Raw genomic sequence first — 16472 nt, 5'->3', positions numbered from 1 at the left:
TTCTATATTATCATAAATAAAACTGTTTATATATTTCTACTAAAACCGATCATATGATATTAACTCATTTAAAGGTTTCCTCGGTTTTGCTTCTGGGCTTTCAGCTGCATAACCGATGGAAGCCAAAATCGGAATCTCATGATTGTGCGGAATATTCAGAATTTCTCTTACAATCTCCCTTTCAAACCATCCGATTAAACAAGAACCCAGACCCTCATTCGTTGCAGAAAGGATAAGATGCTCCATAGCAATTGCCGTATCAAATGCCCTGTCTTTCTCACAGCAGGCTGCAACCAATATTGGCGCATTTAATAAAAAGTCCTGATGGCATGCCCTTAAAGCTAGCTCCTTCCGTATATCATCTTTCCTCACAAATATAAACCGATACGGTTGATGATTATTTCCGGATGGAGCTGCATTCATTGCTTCATATAACCGTTGTAATATTTCCTCCGGAACAGGATCCGTTTTATAGTTACGGATTGCTCTTCTAGACAAAACTACCTTAGTAAAATCCATACTTATTACCACGCCTTTCTCACAAACTATAATCATTCTTACCTCTTAATTATAACTGAAGTAACGTAACTTTCAAGTAATATTAATTTTACTGTTTACTCCCCTGCAAAAAGCAGCAGTTCCGTGAATAATAACAGACTTTTCGATGCACACAAAACGAAGAGACAGCGTTCCTACGCTGCAATTCTAGGGTTTTCTATGCCTTTCGCTTCACTGCACTCCCAAAAGACACGTCGCGTTTGTTGCTTGTGAACAGTAATCTATTAATCTGTATTAGTGATGAAATTTCAAAAGTCAATATTAGTGACTCTTTATTATATATGATCATTTTAAATTAAGATGTGAATAACAAATATATTGATTTTAAGCAATTATATAACGTATAATAATACCATACAATTAGTCAGCAATATTTAACATTAAGAATGAAAAGATTTTTATTTTGGAGGTTATAATGAACGTTGATGAAAATAAAATAATTCAGTCTTTTGAAAATTGGTGCAAGAAATTGCGTATATCCCCAGGCTGGGATATTAGGATTGAATTTGTTGATGATATTAACTGGAGAAAAACAGGAGATTTTAAGGTTGACTGTGATGATAGAAAAGCTGTACTTCTTCTTAATAGAGCAAATCCAAAACAAGAAAATCTTGAAGAAGTAATTGTTCACGAATTGTTATTGGCCTGATGCTGTAATAAGCAAATAAATACAAAGTTTTAAAATAAAGGAGATAATCTATGGAAACCTCAAAGGTATATTTTACGGATTTTAAAGCCACTTCTAGTTGCAACCTTCTGCAAAAGTTGGAAAAACTGGTTAAAAAAGCAGATATCACTAATATTGATTTTAATAATAAATATGCAGCAATTAAGATTCATTTTGGTGAGCCCGGAAACCTGTCCTATCTTCGACCCAACTATGCTAAAGTTATTGTCGACCTTATAAAAGAACAAGGCGGAAGACCTTTTCTTACCGACTGTAATACCCTTTATGTAGGGAGAAGAAAAAATGCCCTGGATCACCTTGATTCTGCTTATGAGAATGGATTTAATCCTTTTACAACCGGATGTCATGTAATCATCGCAGATGGATTAAAGGGAACGGATGAAGCTTATGTACCTATAAACGGTGAATATGTAAAGGAGGCTAAAATCGGCCGTGCTATTATGGATGCAGATATTTTTATTTCACTGACTCACTTTAAAGGCCACGAATCCACCGGTTTTGGAGGAGCACTTAAAAATATAGGTATGGGCTGCGGTTCCCGCGCCGGTAAAATGGAGATGCATAGTTCAGGAAAACCTAATGTAGATATAGATATCTGTAAAAGTTGCGGCGCCTGTGTAAAAAACTGCGCCCATGATGCCATAACATTTGATGAACACCGTAAAGCCGGTATTAATCATGATCTATGTGTTGGCTGTGGTCGTTGTATCGGAGCCTGCAACTTTGATGCCATTAATCCATGGGGCGATCAGGCAAATGATATTCTTAATTATAAAATAGCAGAATATACTTATGCCGTATTAAAGGACCGCCCGCATTTTCATATAAGCCTGGTTGTTGACGTTTCACCTAACTGTGACTGCCACTCCGAAAATGATATTCCCCTGGTTCCAAATGTAGGTATGTTCGCCTCTTTTGATCCGGTTGCCCTGGATGTGGCATGTGCCGATGCTGTAAATAAGCAGCCTGTCATAGCCGGAAGCCAGCTATCCAAAAAGAAACAGAATCACCACGATCATTTTACTAATATGCACCCCACTACAAACTGGAAGAGTTCCATCGACCATGCTGTTAAATTAGGTTTAGGTAATAAAGTATACGAGATAATTACAATAAAATAAATGGTATGTATAAAAAGTCAGCCTGCTGACACTTTCGTGTCCTGGCGGCCCTGCAGCAATATACATCCTTTCTATAAATTTATAAAGGTCTGTTTGTAAAATTGAAATCACTTCTTTCAAGCAGACCTTTTACAATATGATATTATTATTTTTTTTCATTAGCGCCAATATCAGTAATTCCTGAAGTTTTTATTCGCTTATAAATAAAATCTGCAAAAGCCTGGTAAGCGAAGTTATAACCCATAGTAGATCCAAGTATCAGTATCAACTGTATTATAATTGTTCCGGGTATTTTTATACCAAAGATAGAGATGTCTAATCCATAATTTAGAATACATAAAAAAATTGTCTGTATGACTGAACTTCCGCCTACGGACAGAATTTTATTTAACTTAAAATAACTGGTAGATCCAAGTGACAGACCAACTACACCATTAGTAAATAAAAACATAAGGGCTTCATGGGGACTAACAAAAAGGAGTAGAATCACAGTTATCACATAGGATAAAGCTCCTGACACAGGATTTGTCCTGGCTGCGGTATAAACGGGAATTGCGCTTAAAATTGTGAGTAATGCAAAAGCCTCCGATAAATAGAAAGGAATCGATTGAAAAATAGTTGCAATCCCGGCCATTAAAGCTCCTATAACTATTATTTTTGTTCGGTTCATATATTAATCCTTATAAAATACATTTATGGTTTATTATATGATTCTGTATAGGATTTGTTAAAATTCCAAATTTTAATCCAGTTGAAAATTTATTACATTTTTTTCGAAAGAAGGTAAAACCATGAAACAGGCAGAAATTAACCGCAGTCATCCTGCGGTCCATACAGAAGCAAATGAAAATTTAAATAATAAAAGCAGTAAATATAGCTGCCCTATTGAAGCCACCCTTGACTTAATTGGCGGAAAATATAAATCTATAATATTATGGCGTCTTATTAACGGAACGCTCCGTTTCAACGAACTTAGTAAAGTGATTCCCCAGGCTACACCAAAAATGCTTACGCAGCAACTACGTGAATTAGAAAATGATGGGTTAGTTAACCGTGTGGTATATCCGGTAATACCACCCAAAGTAGAATACTCTTTATCTGATTTTGGAAAAAGTATCATACCTATTCTGGATAGTATGTGCACCTGGGGAACCCGCTACTTGAAAGATTTTGAATGTGACTGAATAATCCCATTCTTATCTAAAAAGTCGTAATTCTTTAAAATTATTTTTTTATTTATTTTTTTTCTCTTTTAGAAACAACATCAAAAATTACAGCAGCAAGTAATACAAGGCCTTTAACAACTTTTTGATAGTTCGCATCTACACCCATAATACTCATACCCAAGTTGATAACACCCATTAAGATCGCACCTACAACAACTCCGGGAATGGTACCGATACCACCGTAGGCTGATGCACCACCGATAAAACAGGAACCGATTGCATCCATTTCATAGTTGGTTCCGGCTGTGGGATTTGCTGAATTTAAACGTGCAATCGTTACCATACCTGCAACAGCAGCTAAAACAGCCAGGTTTAAATAAGCGGTAAAATATACTTTATTTGTATTAATACCGGAAAGTTTCGTTGCTTTTTCATTACCGCCTACAGCATAGAAATAACGGCCTGTTGTAGTTTTAGATGTAATATATGCATAGATTGCGATAATTACTCCAACCCATATTAAAACAGTAGGAATACCCTTGTATTGAGCAAGGCGGAATGTAAATGCAAGAATTGCGATACAGATAATTGCACCTTTTACGATTACTCCTGTTAGTTTCTCCAGTTCATAACCATTTTTTACTTTGTTTCTGCGGTTTTTAATAATAACTAATACATAAATTAAGCAGCCCACAATACCTACAACCATACAGGTTAAGTTAAAGTTCTTCGGACCTCCTAAAACATCCGGTACATAGCTGTTAAATAAATTTAAATAATTGTCCGGCATAGGAGCAACTGTCAAACCCTTTAATACTACATTGGAAAGACCCCTGAATACAAACATACCGGCTAATGTTACAATAAAAGGCGGTATTCTTACATAGGCTATCCAGAAGCCCTGCCATGCTCCGATAAGTGCACCGACAATCAGCATAACAAAAATGCTTACAAATATATTCACTTTGCCATTTACCATTAAGGTACCGCCTATAGCGCCTACAAAACAAACTACGGAACCAACGGATAAGTCGATATTACCGCCGGTTAAGATACATAATAACATACCTGCTGCTAATATAAATACATATGCGTTTTGCGCAATTAAGTTGTTTACATTTTGAGGCAACAGCATTTTACCGTTGGTCATCCAGGTAAAAAACAATGTTACAAGCAACAAAACTAGGACCATTGTATATTTTCTCATTACTATTTTTGCATTTTCCATGGTTATTCTCCTTTACCTGATTTTAAAATATAGGACATAATCAATTCCTGTGATGCTTCCTCACTGCTAAGTTCTCCGGCAATTTTCCCCTCATTCATAACATAGATGCGGTCACACATACCTAAGACCTCAGGCAGTTCGGAGGAAATCATAATCACTGACTTGCCTTCTGCTACCAGGTTATTGATAATACAATAAATCTCATATTTTGCACCAACATCGATACCGCGGGTCGGTTCATCCAGGATTAGAATATCCGGATCTGCAAACATCCATTTACTGAGCAGCACTTTCTGCTGGTTACCCCCGCTTAAATTACCTACATTCTGTTCAACCGAAGTACATTTCGTATTAAGTTTTTGTTTATATTGAACGGCTACTGCATATTCCTTGTCTTTATCTATGATGGAATTATTGCTGACCGCTTGAAGATTCGCAAGTGTCGTATTAATCTTGATAGGGTTACTTAATATTACACCATTCCCTTTTCTGTCTTCCGTAACATATGCTAATCTTTTATTAATGGCATCCTTTACGCTGTTTAACCTCACGGCCTCTCCATTGATTTTGAGATTTCCCGATATATTGGTACCATAACTCTTGCCAAAGATACTCATTGCAAGCTCAGTTCTGCCGGCGCCCATAAGTCCGGATATCCCCACTACTTCACCGCTTCTTACATTGATGGATACGTTATCTACCACTTTACGATCCGTGTATAAGGGGTGGTAAACCGACCAATCAGTAACTTCCATCTTAATATCGCCGATTTTTTTCTCAATTCTTTTCGGAAAACGGTCAGAAAGTTCCCGGCCAACCATTCCTTTTATAATTCTAGCTTCACTGATATTATCTTTATTTTTATCCAAAGTCTCAATCGTAGCACCGTCACGGATAACTGTAATTTTATCTGCTACATAAGAAATTTCATTCAATTTGTGGGAAATAATAATGGAAGTCATGCCATTCTTTTTAAATTCCAAAAGTAAATCCAATAAAGCTTTTGAATCAGACTCATTTAAGGATGCAGTAGGTTCATCCAAAATTAACAGTTTAGCATTTTTAGCAAGTGCTTTCGCAATTTCCACCAATTGCTGTTTACCTACACCTATGTCTTTTATTAGAGTTCGGGAGGATTCTTTTAAACCTACGGTACGAAGCAGCTTATCCGCCTTTCCGTAAGTCTCATTCCAGTTAATCGCTGCTTTTTTTCCTCTTTCATTACCAAGGAAAAGATTTTCTCCAATGGACATGTAAGGAACTAAAGCTAATTCCTGGTGAATAATAACAATTCCTTTTTCTTCGCTGTTCTTAATATTTGAAAACTTACATACTTCTCCATCAAAGATAATATCTCCCTCATAGGATCCGTAAGGATAAATACCGCTTAACACATTCATAAGAGTGGATTTACCGGCACCGTTTTCACCAACAAGAGCATGGATCTCTCCCTTTTCCACTTTAAGATTTACATTATCCAATACTTTAACTCCGGGAAAGGTTTTTGTAATATTTTTCATTTCCAGCAGTATTTTACTCAATTCATTCCCTCCCAATCTGAATTACAGGCGAGTAATCAAGACTCGCCTGTAGAATATGATGATGCTTAAGATGAATGGCCGTTTGACATCTTATAATTGTCAAGCGTACACTTCTAGCATTTTTTATATAATAGAAGTATTTCCCTATTGTATAAAAATAATTACTGTAAATCTGCTTCTTTATAATATCCTGAATCAATTAATAATTCTTTATAATTTGTAGCATCTGCAAATACCGGTTCACACAGATAGGTAGGAATAATTCCTGTACCATTGTCATAGGACTTTGTATCATTAACCGGTGCTTCACCACCCTGCATGATAGCGTCTACCATTTTAACAGTCTGAGCAGCAAGTTCACGGGTATCTTTAAAGATTGACATGGATTGTTTTCCAGCTTTCATGTTTTTAACATTTGCTATATCACAGTCCTGACCGGTGATAACAGGATATTTACCTGTATAAGATGCTGCAAGAGCATTTGTCACACCAAGTGCAGTAGAGTCATTGGAGCAAAGAACAGCGTCAAGATTCGTTCCGTCACCATAGTTGGAAGCGATAATAGCATCCATTCTGTTCTGTGCATTTTCAGTAGACCAGTTAGCAGTTGCAACTGCTTCGAACTCTTTCTGTCCGGATTTAACAACTAATTTTCCTGCATCAATGTAAGGATTTAATACATCCATAGCACCGCCATAGAAGAATTTTGCATTGTTATCTCCTGGGTCACCAGTGAAGATTTCAATATTGAAAGGACCTGCTGCATTATCTAAATCAAGAGCATCTCTGATATATTCACCTTGTTTTGTACCAACCATGTAGTTATCAAATGTAGCATAATATGTTACAGCATCTGAATTCATGATAAGACGGTCATAAGCGATTACAGGAATATTAGCATCTTTTGCCTGTGTTAATACAGTTCCTAAAGAATCACCATCGATAGAAGCGATTACTAATAATTTACATCCGTTTGCAATCATGTTTTCAATCTGAGAAACCTGAGTTGCAATATCATTACTTGCATACTGTAAGTCAACTTCATAACCGGCGTCAACTAACTGTTTCTGCATATTTTCACCATCTTGATTCCAACGCTGTAAATCCTTCGTTGGCATGGAAACCCCAACTAAACCTTTTTCCGTAGTAGCAGCCGGTTCTTCAGCTGTAGCTTCCGGAGTTGTTTCAGCAGTCTGTTCTGCTGTTGCTTCGGCTTCTTTGGTATCAGCCGGTGCACTTGTGTTTGTAGATTTGGTTCCGCAGCCAGCAAGCATAGATGCAGCTAAGGTAAGAACTAACAAAACACCAAGCATTTTCTTTTTCATAAAAAATACCTCCTATTTTTTCATGTTATGAACATGTTTTTGTTTACAAACAAACTATACCATAGATGAAATAGCATTATTTTTCGATTATCTGTATATTTTTTTCTGGATTTTTTTATTTTCAGTGCTAACCGGATCAACTATTCGCAATTCGCTGCGCTGCATGATCAATACTTATACCTGCTTTTGCTGGCATTTCAGACGGAAGCTGTACTCCGCCTGAAACAAGCACTTAATTTTCTGTACGGTAAAAACGAGTCTGGCAAGCCAGACTCTAGCGCTGGCGCGTCATGTGCATCCTGCCCGATAGGGCTTTTTTATTTCATAGGGAAGTTCAGAGAACTTTCTGTGAAATAAAAAAACACCCGGACCTTAGCATTTTTTTGCTAATGAATCCGGGTATCAAAATAAAATTCTGCTTATTCCATTGTGCATTAATTTTTGTCCTGTTCCTCTTTTGGTATATTTAAATAAACATCTTCCTTAAGGTGATAATCTCCCACAATAACCTCATCCATATTATCTTTCGTAACCGCAATGGGTTCCAGTTTCTCATACGGTACATCCTGTGCTCCGTCAAAGAACGTATCTTTTGTTTCTGCTTTTACACCCTTAGCCATTGCTACCGCATATTCAGCTGCCAGACTGGCCAGTTTCTCCACCGGTTTATATACCGTCATATTCTGGGTGCCCTCTACGATTCTTTGGCAGGCATCTAAATCCGCATCCTGGCCAACAACAGAAATCTCTCCGGCCAACCTTCTCTCAGCAAGTGCTTTTATGGCCTGACCCGCCAGATTGTCATTTCCGCACATAATTCCGTCAAATTTACTGCGTACCAGAAGATATTGATTCGTTACGGTAAAAGCTGTTTCCGGATGCCATCCAGCTGCATATTCCGTACCAATAACAGCTAATTTCGTACCTTTAATACCATTCATAAAACCATCCATAACAAGGGAAACATTATTATCTGCTAAAGGACCGCAGATCATTAAGATTTTTCCATTAGGAGGTAAATTATCTTTCATATAGTCTGCCATCAGGGCACCTACTTTTTCATTATCAAAAGAAATGTATAGATCCACACCGGCATTCAATATCAGACGGTCATAAGCAATCACTTTTATGCCGGCTTTTTTTGCCTTGGTTACCGCTTCGGAGATACCCTTAGAATCAATTGCTACTACTACAATGACATCCATTTTCTTTTCAATAAAATATTCAATTTGTGATATCTGCTCCTTTAAATCACCATTGGCATTCTGTACATTCACTTCTGCTCCCAGTTCTTTGGATTTGGAGACAAATACATCCCGATCTCTTTGCCAGCGTTCCAAAATAAAGGAATCAAAGGTCATACCGATTTTAATGGCCGCTTTCTCTTCCTTTTCCTTTTCAACCGGCTCCTGTCCCTTTTTACTGCATCCGGTTGTTAACACAATAATCAGCAGAAACAAGAAACACAAAGCAGTAATTCTCACAATAACGCCCATGCTTTTGGAGCTTAAATCGTGAAGGTCTTTCGCGAGACAATTCATACTGCCCCTCCCTCCTTATATTCCGTAGGTGTCTTTCCCGTATATTTTTTAAAGATACGGCTGAAATAATTAGGATCACTGTACCCTACTTCTCCGCAGATTTCTTTCATACTTCTTTCATTATCCTGAAGTAATATCTTAGCTTTTTCAATACGGACATTGGTTAGATATTCAATAAAATTGGTTCCGGTATGATCTTTAAATATCTTACTGAAATAATAAGGGCTGATATCTAACTCTCTGGAGATATCGTCTAATGAAATATCTTTTTTGAAATTTTGCAGGATATAATCCTGTGCTTTCTTAATCATGCTGTTGGAATTTTCTTCTTTCTTTATAACGATATTATGGCTGGCTTCCGTTAATTTTGAAATAAACCAGTTTTTTAATGCTGTAATGTCTTTAAACTCAGTAACGGCAGCAAGATAATCCTCTCTTCCCGAAAATACATAATTGGAACCGCCGCTTAAAAATACTTCATGTTCTGCAAATAATACCAACTCTAATACTTTCAGTTTTACATTCATATCCCCAGATAGATATTTTTCCGACATCCAGTCAAAAAATACGTTAGCCTGCCTGATGCAGTCTGCCGTATTTCCTTCTTTTAAACTGTTTAGTACGGATTTTTCTATATCCACAGGATACCCCTCTTCATTGTTGTAGCGGGGGGTTACATCATCCACATGAGCTACGCTTCCTGTTGTATTTAATAAAGAATTTAAAGCTTCATTGTAAGATTCCATTGACTCGTTTAAAGGCCGTATGGATCCGATTCCGATACGAAAAGAGATTCCTAAATTGTTTTTTAATTTACGGGCAAGATTTCTGGATTTCTCAATTAAGTCAATACGTTCATTATAATCCAGTTTCTTTTTCTCACAGGGAACGAAAACCGCGATCTTATTAGACATAATCGAACCAATGATACAAGGATACTCTTCTTTTACCAGCTCTCTTATCTTTTGATAGTTCATCTGTGCCTTTATGCTGGTTCCAACCGCATTGGTCATATAATTACCTTTTTGAGATTCTCCTGAAACCAGAGCCAGCATATAACCGTAATCTTCCGTAATACCAAGCATATTCCGGTAATTATCAATATCCTCCGTAAAATGTTCCTGAAACATAATGGAATAAATAAACCCATTTTCTATAATCGGTACAACGATTTCAAGCTTTTCTTTAATGATTAAATCATTGCTTCTTTTTTCCCTGTTTTCATCTACCATTTTCATCGCTCTTTCTAATACTTCCACGATTACTTTCTGGCTTACCGGTTTATTCAGATATTCAATTACTCCTAAATTAATTGCTTTTTGTGCATAATCAAATTTATCATAAGCAGATAGAACAATAAAAAGTATTCCGGGATTACTTTTCCTTATTTCTTTCATGGCGTCTATTCCGTTAATTCCCGGCATCTGAATATCCATAAAGGCTATATCCGGTCTGAAATGTTCTGCCAGTTCTATGACATTCCGTCCGGTTTTGGCAAACTCTACCTGACATTTCCCACTGAAATTCTTCTCAATAATAAACTGAAGTGATTCAATTACAATGCCCTCATCATCTGCTAACATTATTTTATACATTTGCAACCTCCCCATGGTAAGCAGGAATATGAATGATTACTTCTGTTCCTTTGTCCTTACCTTCACTTTTTATTTCCAATACATCTTCCCGATTAAAATAGAGTTTCAACCGGCTGATTACATTAACAAGTCCCACACCATTTGAATTATATGGCAGATCTGTATCTATTTTCTGTCCTGCCAGGATTTGCTCGATTTTGTCCTGTTCTATCCCGATTCCGTTATCCGTTATGCCAAGACAGATGTCATTTTCACCACGGTATAAAGAAATTTTTATAATTCCGTCCCAATTAATACCGCGAATTCCGTAATTGACGGAATTTTCTACTATCGGCTGAAGCACCATAGCCGGTATCTGGGTATTTAAAAGAGTTTCATCGATCTCTCTTTCGAAATTTATGTCTCCCGAAAAACGTACATTTAATATATAAATGTAACTTTCTACCAGACGAACCTCATCTGCTATGGTTACGAACTGATCCATTTTATTCATGTTATAACGGAAGAATTCAGCCATATGCTCTATGAACAGGCAGGTTTTATCTGCTCCCTCCATCATTGCAAGCTGCGCCCCGGCATTTAATGTGTTAAAAAGGAAATGAGGATTAATCTGTGCCTGGAGATATTTTAACCTGGCATCCTTTAAATGTCCCTCCATCCGCAGCTCCTTTTCCTTTAGTACCCTTTCTTTCTCCATGTTATCGCGAATCTGCTCGATATAAACCCTTATATTAAGAACCATCTTATTAAAAGCATTGGATACTACCCCTACCTCATCCTCTGATTCCACCTTCAACGGATCAATATATAATTTCCCTTTTGATACTTCATTCGCAACTTTAGCTAAATTATTTAATGGTTTTGTTATGGACCTGGTAAGTAGAATAATTAATCCTATATTAATTACTGCAATGATAATTAATATCGATGTGCTGATTATCTCCATATACCGAAGCGTATTTAACATTAATTGATAACTTACGGAATTATATTTGAATTGTTCATTATTCAGACTGTATATAAAAGCATTGATATCTTGAAATGCTGTTTTGGCGACTTCATATTTGTCTTTATATTTTTCTACATTTCTCCCCCGTTTTGCCTGTATGGTATCAAATGCAGTATCCAGATAACTCTCTGACATATTTTTAATGTTCTTTTCCATTAAAAGCATTTCATTATCCGTAATATTTGTATTAAGCTTATCCAGTAATTCCCGATATTTCTGTTCATTCCTGTAATATGAATCAATGGCATCCGAACTTTTTGTATTTAAATAATCCGTCATACTGTTTTGCAAATCATTCAGAGAATCGGATAATTTATTTAAATTAATATTACTGATATACACCTCGTCAATTTTACCCATCATCTGATTCATGTTAAAATACATAATAAAATTAACAATCAACATAATGACAGAAGTAAATACAAAAACTGTTGTTAATTTCCACTGCAGGGAGAGTTTATTCCATTTAATACGCACAATCTGATTACTGTTTTTCATATAGAATCCCCCTGTTTCATTCTGATTCCGTATTGCTATTGTAATATTCTGAGACGTTAAGAGAGGTAATTAATTTCGTATCAACCGGTAAATATTCACTTACATGCCCTGTAAGCGTATATTCTTCCAATGCTTCTACACATAGACTCCCCATCTGCTCTGTATCTACAGAAATAGACGAATATATAATTCCTTTTTGGATGGCGCTTAAAATACTGTCCGAATCATAATATCCTATAATATTGATTTTCCCTACCATATTATGGTCTACCACCGCCTGATATGAGCACATGGTATACGTAGAATTCAGACATATCATAATATCAGGTATATTTTCAGCATCCATAATAATATCCCTGATGGTCTCCTCGGGACTGAATTCATCTTCATTATTAACAACCACCGCTTTAATTTCCATGCCATGGTTTTTACCAAGGGTCTTCTCTATGGTTTCCCTTATACCCAGCAGGATAATATTCTGACTGCTGTCCGTACTGTTTTCATCTACCAATACATAGACCCGCTTCGTATTCTGATTCCGAAGCTTAAGTACTTGTTTGCCATATTCCTGTCCCAGGTTGTAACTGTTGATACCGACAAAACACTGGCGTATGCTGTTGGTGGAATCTTTCAGAACTGTTATTACTGGAATTCCCTTATCGACGGCTTCATTAACCAATTCTCTGGTTTTATTATCGCCGTCACCCTCCAGAATAATTCCATCCACCGCAGCATCAATTGCCATTCTCATAAGTTCATCTTTACTATAATCAGAGAACAGTTTATTTCCAAAACGTTCTACATATACACTTTGCTCTTTTCCTTCTTTTAATGCCCCCTTATAAACTTCATTCCAGAAATCCTGCTCCCGGTTATTAGAGATAAAGGCATAGTGTTTTTGATAGACCTCATATGCATCTTTTTGAGTTTCTTTTAATTTATTATTAAAGTATACAAAGCTAAAAATTGTTACTGCAACCATTAGAACTGTATTCCCTATAATAAATATAGAGGAAACTTTATGCTTATTTCTGCCTATTTTGCTTTTCTTATCTTCCATAGCTTCCTCCATTTGAACAGATTTGACAAAACTTTTCGTATACCTCTCTATTTTATATAGTTTATTAACAAAATCATGTAATTGTATTTATTATAACAAAACTGAATGGTATGTCAATAAAGGGTGTAACTTTATAATAATTTACCATTTATATATTCCACAATTTGATGAATCATAAAAACCTCCGGGTATTTCATCCGGAGGTTTTATATAATAATGTACTGTTATACTTATCAATTGTATCCAAACCAGGTTTCTGCAAGGGAATTCCATCTCTCATCACACTGTTTTAAAATTTTATATCTAAAGGTTCTCCCTTTACTGATGTTATATTCTGTTCCAGTTGGGACAGGCGCCTTACACCTGTTATTACAGGTAACACTTTTCTGTGCCATACACCATTTCACTGCAAGCTGTAGTATAGACATTCCAATATTGTGCGCATTTATAAACGGAATAATACACCAAAAATCATTTAATTATATCTGGCAAACCTTATGTGGATTTAAGATATTTTTTGGATCAAAAGCTCTCTTGATGCCTCGCATAATCTCTACGGTTGCAGGATCCATAGCTTCCATTAAATAAGATTTTTTGGCATATCCGATTCCATGTTCTCCCGAAACCAAACCGTTTAATTCTCTGGCTTTGCCGTAAATCTTATCCATGGCAGCTTTCATTCTCTTCTCCCATTCTTCTTCACTTAAATCATCTTTTAATATATAAGCATGGAGATTTCCGTCACCGGCATGACCAAAACTCTTAATGCGAACATTTACTTCCTTATATAAACCGTGAATGTATTCTACCATTTCATTTACGCAGCTCCTGGGTACTACCACATCAACTTCATCCATGTAGGTGGTAGATCCTTTGATTGCTTCCAAAAATGCACCTCTTGCTTTCCAGATGGATTCTTCTCTTTCATTTGTATCTGAAATCAGGATGTCAAGTGCGCCCTGTTCCAGACAAATTTTCGCCACATTGTCATAATCTTTTTCCACTTCTTCCGTGGAATTACCGTCAAACTTTAATAAAAGGTAAGCATCTGCACTGTTATCCGGGAATTTTTTACCCAGATATTTTTCCGCATCGATAATAACCTCCCTCTGCATAAATTCAATGGCCGTAGGTATGGATTTGGATTTGATGATTAACGGCACTGTCCTGATAGCTGTTTCCAGAGTAGGGAAAGGAATTAATAAGCTAATGGCTTTTTTCGGCAGAGGAAGCAGCTTTAAGGTCGCTTTTGTTATAATACCAAGCGTTCCCTCAGAACCTACCATTAAATCTTTCATGGCATATCCCGTGCTGTTTTTTACTACTTTGCCTCCGAATTCCACTACCTTGCCATCCGGCAGCACTACCTCAAGTCCTCTGACATAATCCCTGGTAACACCATATTTAACAGCTCTCATACCTCCGGCATTGGTACTGATATTTCCGCCTATGGTAGCAGATTTCTCACCCGGATCCGGAGGATAGAATAGGTCCCTGTCCTGGACATAAGTCGACAATTCCATTAATAAGACTCCTGGTTCCACCGTTATTGTTAAATTTGACTCATCCAATTCCAAAAACCGGTTCATTAAGCTGGTATCTAACATGATCCCATGTTCCATGGCAACGGAAGAACCAACCAGTCCTGTTCCTGAACCACGTGGAGTTACCGGAATCGTATTGTCAAATGCATATTTCATTATTTTTGAAACTTCCTCTGTTGTGATTACTTTCACTACTACATCCGGGTAGCTGACCGTATCGCTTAATTCATCGTGACTGTATTCTTCATTTATATTTTCTCCGTAAAGCACTCTTTCTGTATCGTTAATTAATTCCGTAATATAGTTTAAATCTTTCTCGTCTATTTTTTTATAATTCATAATGCTCTCCATTTCTGCATTTAGATTTCTCCCTGCCTAAATTGTATAGGAAATGTTTTTATTTCAGGCTATTCCTTTATTAATCTTAATTTGATTTATCAGCTCCGGAATTATCTCATATAAATCTCCCACCAGACCATAATGGGCAGTTTTAAAAATCGGTGCATTTTCATCCTTATTAATGGCAACAATCTGTTCTGAATTATTCATACCGGCTGTAAACTGCACTGATCCGGATACACCGCAGGTTATAATAAGTTTCGGTCTTACCGTTCTGCCGCTTAAGCCCACCTGACGTTTTGCTTCCAGCCAACCTGCTTCCATAACTGGCCTAGTGCAGGCAAGCTGACCTCCTAATAAATCTGCTAATTCCTGAATCAGCACTAAATCTTCTTCTTTTTTCACACCGCGCCCTACTACAACCAATACTTCGGACGCTTCAATAAACTGTTCTTTTTCTTTCGCTATAATATCAAGTACATCCACTTTACTGTTTAATTTTTCCGTATTAATTTTACATTCCACAATTTCACCGGAACTTTGTGTATTTCTCTTTGGTGCATCCATTACTTTATAACGAACCGTCGCCATCTGAGGCCTGTGGTTCGGAGTCAGTATCTGTGCCATTATATTTCCGCCAAAAGCCGGTCTGATCTGCACCAGATCTGTATTTTCGTTGATATCAAGGATGGTACAGTCTGCCGTAAGTCCTGTTTTTAATCTGGCCGCAAGCCTTGGTGCAAGCTGACGTCCAACTGGTGTAGCTCCCATTAAAACAGCGGTGGGTTTTATCCGATTCACAAAGTCTTCAAATACGGCAGTATAGGGTTCCATAATAAAACGTGCTAATTGTTTTTGATCATATACAAATACTTTATCTACATTATAATGAAGCAATTCATGACATTCTTTACTAATATTGCTTCCCATCATAATTGCATAAACCGGGTGATGAATCTTTTCTGCCAGCTCCCTGGCTTTCCCGATTAATTCATAAGTTACCGGGTGAATCACACCATCGATATGATCTACATATACTGCAATCCCTTTCCATTTTTCTTTATCTATGGCTTCTTTTACCTCTTCTACATATTCAATTGCACCGGCCGGGCCTTTTTTCACACATAATTTACACATCTTGCAGGCTGCATTTATTTGAAGTTCCCCGTTTTTTTCTTCCATTGCTCCAAAGGGGCATATACTGATTACTTCCTGAATATTTCCTACTTTACTTTGGTTAATCACTAACTTTGCCATGT

General features: G+C 36.8%; 14 protein-coding genes. 3 read left to right on the top strand and 11 right to left on the bottom strand.

Features of this window, described 5'->3' with window-relative positions; translation table 11 throughout:
* Window positions 1-39 precede the first annotated feature (39 nt).
* On the bottom strand, window positions 40-555 hold the full coding sequence (locus tag RBU59_RS24785; RefSeq protein WP_308145153.1) for a nitroreductase family protein: 516 nt from the start codon (window positions 553-555) through the stop codon (window positions 40-42).
* Window positions 556-973: 418 nt separating this feature from the next.
* On the opposite strand from RBU59_RS24785, the gene RBU59_RS24780 reads away from it, so the two are divergent.
* Window positions 974-1207 carry a hypothetical protein gene (locus tag RBU59_RS24780; protein WP_308145152.1) on the top strand — a complete coding sequence of 78 codons (234 nt, stop codon included), beginning with the start codon at window positions 974-976 and terminating at the stop codon, window positions 1205-1207.
* A 50-nt stretch (window positions 1208-1257) separates the two neighbouring features.
* Window positions 1258-2367 (top strand): DUF362 domain-containing protein, encoded by a 1110-nt coding sequence (locus RBU59_RS24775; RefSeq protein ID WP_308145151.1) that lies wholly within the window; start codon window positions 1258-1260, stop codon window positions 2365-2367.
* 145 nt (window positions 2368-2512) lie between these two features.
* Here the strand turns inward: RBU59_RS24775 and RBU59_RS24770 are convergent, their stop codons facing one another.
* Window positions 2513-3037 (bottom strand): hypothetical protein, encoded by a 525-nt coding sequence (locus tag RBU59_RS24770; RefSeq protein ID WP_308145150.1) that lies wholly within the window; start codon window positions 3035-3037, stop codon window positions 2513-2515.
* 121 nt (window positions 3038-3158) lie between these two features.
* Between RBU59_RS24770 and RBU59_RS24765 the strand changes: the two genes are divergently transcribed.
* Complete coding sequence (locus tag RBU59_RS24765) at window positions 3159-3551, top strand: winged helix-turn-helix transcriptional regulator (RefSeq protein WP_308145149.1); 393 nt, start codon at window positions 3159-3161, stop codon at window positions 3549-3551.
* 52 nt (window positions 3552-3603) lie between these two features.
* Here the strand turns inward: RBU59_RS24765 and mmsB are convergent, their stop codons facing one another.
* The 9 genes from mmsB to RBU59_RS24720 form a co-directional block, all read right to left on the bottom strand.
* Window positions 3604-4761, bottom strand: coding sequence for a multiple monosaccharide ABC transporter permease (gene mmsB / locus RBU59_RS24760; protein ID WP_308145148.1), 1158 nt, complete (start codon window positions 4759-4761; stop codon window positions 3604-3606).
* Between the two features lie 2 nt (window positions 4762-4763).
* Window positions 4764-6302 (bottom strand): multiple monosaccharide ABC transporter ATP-binding protein, encoded by a 1539-nt coding sequence (mmsA, locus tag RBU59_RS24755; protein WP_308145147.1) that lies wholly within the window; start codon window positions 6300-6302, stop codon window positions 4764-4766.
* A 161-nt stretch (window positions 6303-6463) separates the two neighbouring features.
* Window positions 6464-7627 (bottom strand): multiple monosaccharide ABC transporter substrate-binding protein, encoded by a 1164-nt coding sequence (gene chvE, locus RBU59_RS24750; protein WP_308145146.1) that lies wholly within the window; start codon window positions 7625-7627, stop codon window positions 6464-6466.
* Between the two features lie 434 nt (window positions 7628-8061).
* Window positions 8062-9123 carry a substrate-binding domain-containing protein gene (locus RBU59_RS24745; protein WP_442871719.1) on the bottom strand — a complete coding sequence of 354 codons (1062 nt, stop codon included), beginning with the start codon at window positions 9121-9123 and terminating at the stop codon, window positions 8062-8064.
* A 41-nt stretch (window positions 9124-9164) separates the two neighbouring features.
* The gene (locus RBU59_RS24740) at window positions 9165-10763 is read right to left on the bottom strand and encodes a response regulator transcription factor (protein ID WP_308145144.1); all 1599 of its coding nucleotides are present in this window, start codon (window positions 10761-10763) and stop codon (window positions 9165-9167) included.
* Window positions 10756-12270, bottom strand: coding sequence for a sensor histidine kinase (locus tag RBU59_RS24735; protein WP_308145143.1), 1515 nt, complete (start codon window positions 12268-12270; stop codon window positions 10756-10758). Before RBU59_RS24735 ends, RBU59_RS24740 begins: the two co-directional genes overlap by 8 nt.
* Window positions 12271-12286: 16 nt before the next feature.
* On the bottom strand, window positions 12287-13330 hold the full coding sequence (locus RBU59_RS24730) for a substrate-binding domain-containing protein (RefSeq protein WP_308145142.1): 1044 nt from the start codon (window positions 13328-13330) through the stop codon (window positions 12287-12289).
* Between the two features lie 479 nt (window positions 13331-13809).
* Window positions 13810-15213 (bottom strand): FAD-binding oxidoreductase, encoded by a 1404-nt coding sequence (locus tag RBU59_RS24725; RefSeq protein ID WP_308145141.1) that lies wholly within the window; start codon window positions 15211-15213, stop codon window positions 13810-13812.
* Window positions 15214-15276: 63 nt separating this feature from the next.
* On the bottom strand, window positions 15277-16470 hold the full coding sequence (locus RBU59_RS24720; protein ID WP_308145140.1) for an electron transfer flavoprotein subunit alpha: 1194 nt from the start codon (window positions 16468-16470) through the stop codon (window positions 15277-15279).
* Window positions 16471-16472 lie beyond the last annotated feature (2 nt).

Origin of the sequence: Anaerocolumna sp. MB42-C2 (assembly GCF_030913705.1) — a bacterium.
GTDB lineage: Bacteria > Bacillota > Clostridia > Lachnospirales > Lachnospiraceae > Anaerocolumna.
This window is presented reverse-complemented; position numbering and strand designations above follow the sequence as displayed.

Bases quoted from the DNA above. Each gene is read 5' to 3' on its own strand.
- chvE (WP_308145146.1), bottom strand. From the start codon at position 7,627: ATGAAAAAGAAAATGCTTGGTGTTTTGTTAGTTCTTACCTTAGCTGCA.
- RBU59_RS24745 (WP_442871719.1), bottom strand. From the start codon at position 9,123: ATGGGCGTTATTGTGAGAATTACTGCTTTGTGTTTCTTGTTTCTGCTG.
- RBU59_RS24730 (WP_308145142.1), bottom strand. From the start codon at position 13,330: ATGGAAGATAAGAAAAGCAAAATAGGCAGAAATAAGCATAAAGTTTCC.
- RBU59_RS24785 (WP_308145153.1), bottom strand. From the start codon at position 555: ATGATTATAGTTTGTGAGAAAGGCGTGGTAATAAGTATGGATTTTACT.
- RBU59_RS24775 (WP_308145151.1), top strand. From the start codon at position 1,258: ATGGAAACCTCAAAGGTATATTTTACGGATTTTAAAGCCACTTCTAGT.
- mmsB (WP_308145148.1), bottom strand. From the start codon at position 4,761: ATGGAAAATGCAAAAATAGTAATGAGAAAATATACAATGGTCCTAGTT.
- RBU59_RS24735 (WP_308145143.1), bottom strand. From the start codon at position 12,270: ATGAAAAACAGTAATCAGATTGTGCGTATTAAATGGAATAAACTCTCC.
- RBU59_RS24765 (WP_308145149.1), top strand. From the start codon at position 3,159: ATGAAACAGGCAGAAATTAACCGCAGTCATCCTGCGGTCCATACAGAA.
- RBU59_RS24720 (WP_308145140.1), bottom strand. From the start codon at position 16,470: ATGGCAAAGTTAGTGATTAACCAAAGTAAAGTAGGAAATATTCAGGAA.
- RBU59_RS24740 (WP_308145144.1), bottom strand. From the start codon at position 10,763: ATGTATAAAATAATGTTAGCAGATGATGAGGGCATTGTAATTGAATCA.
- RBU59_RS24725 (WP_308145141.1), bottom strand. From the start codon at position 15,213: ATGAATTATAAAAAAATAGACGAGAAAGATTTAAACTATATTACGGAA.
- RBU59_RS24780 (WP_308145152.1), top strand. From the start codon at position 974: ATGAACGTTGATGAAAATAAAATAATTCAGTCTTTTGAAAATTGGTGC.
- RBU59_RS24770 (WP_308145150.1), bottom strand. From the start codon at position 3,037: ATGAACCGAACAAAAATAATAGTTATAGGAGCTTTAATGGCCGGGATT.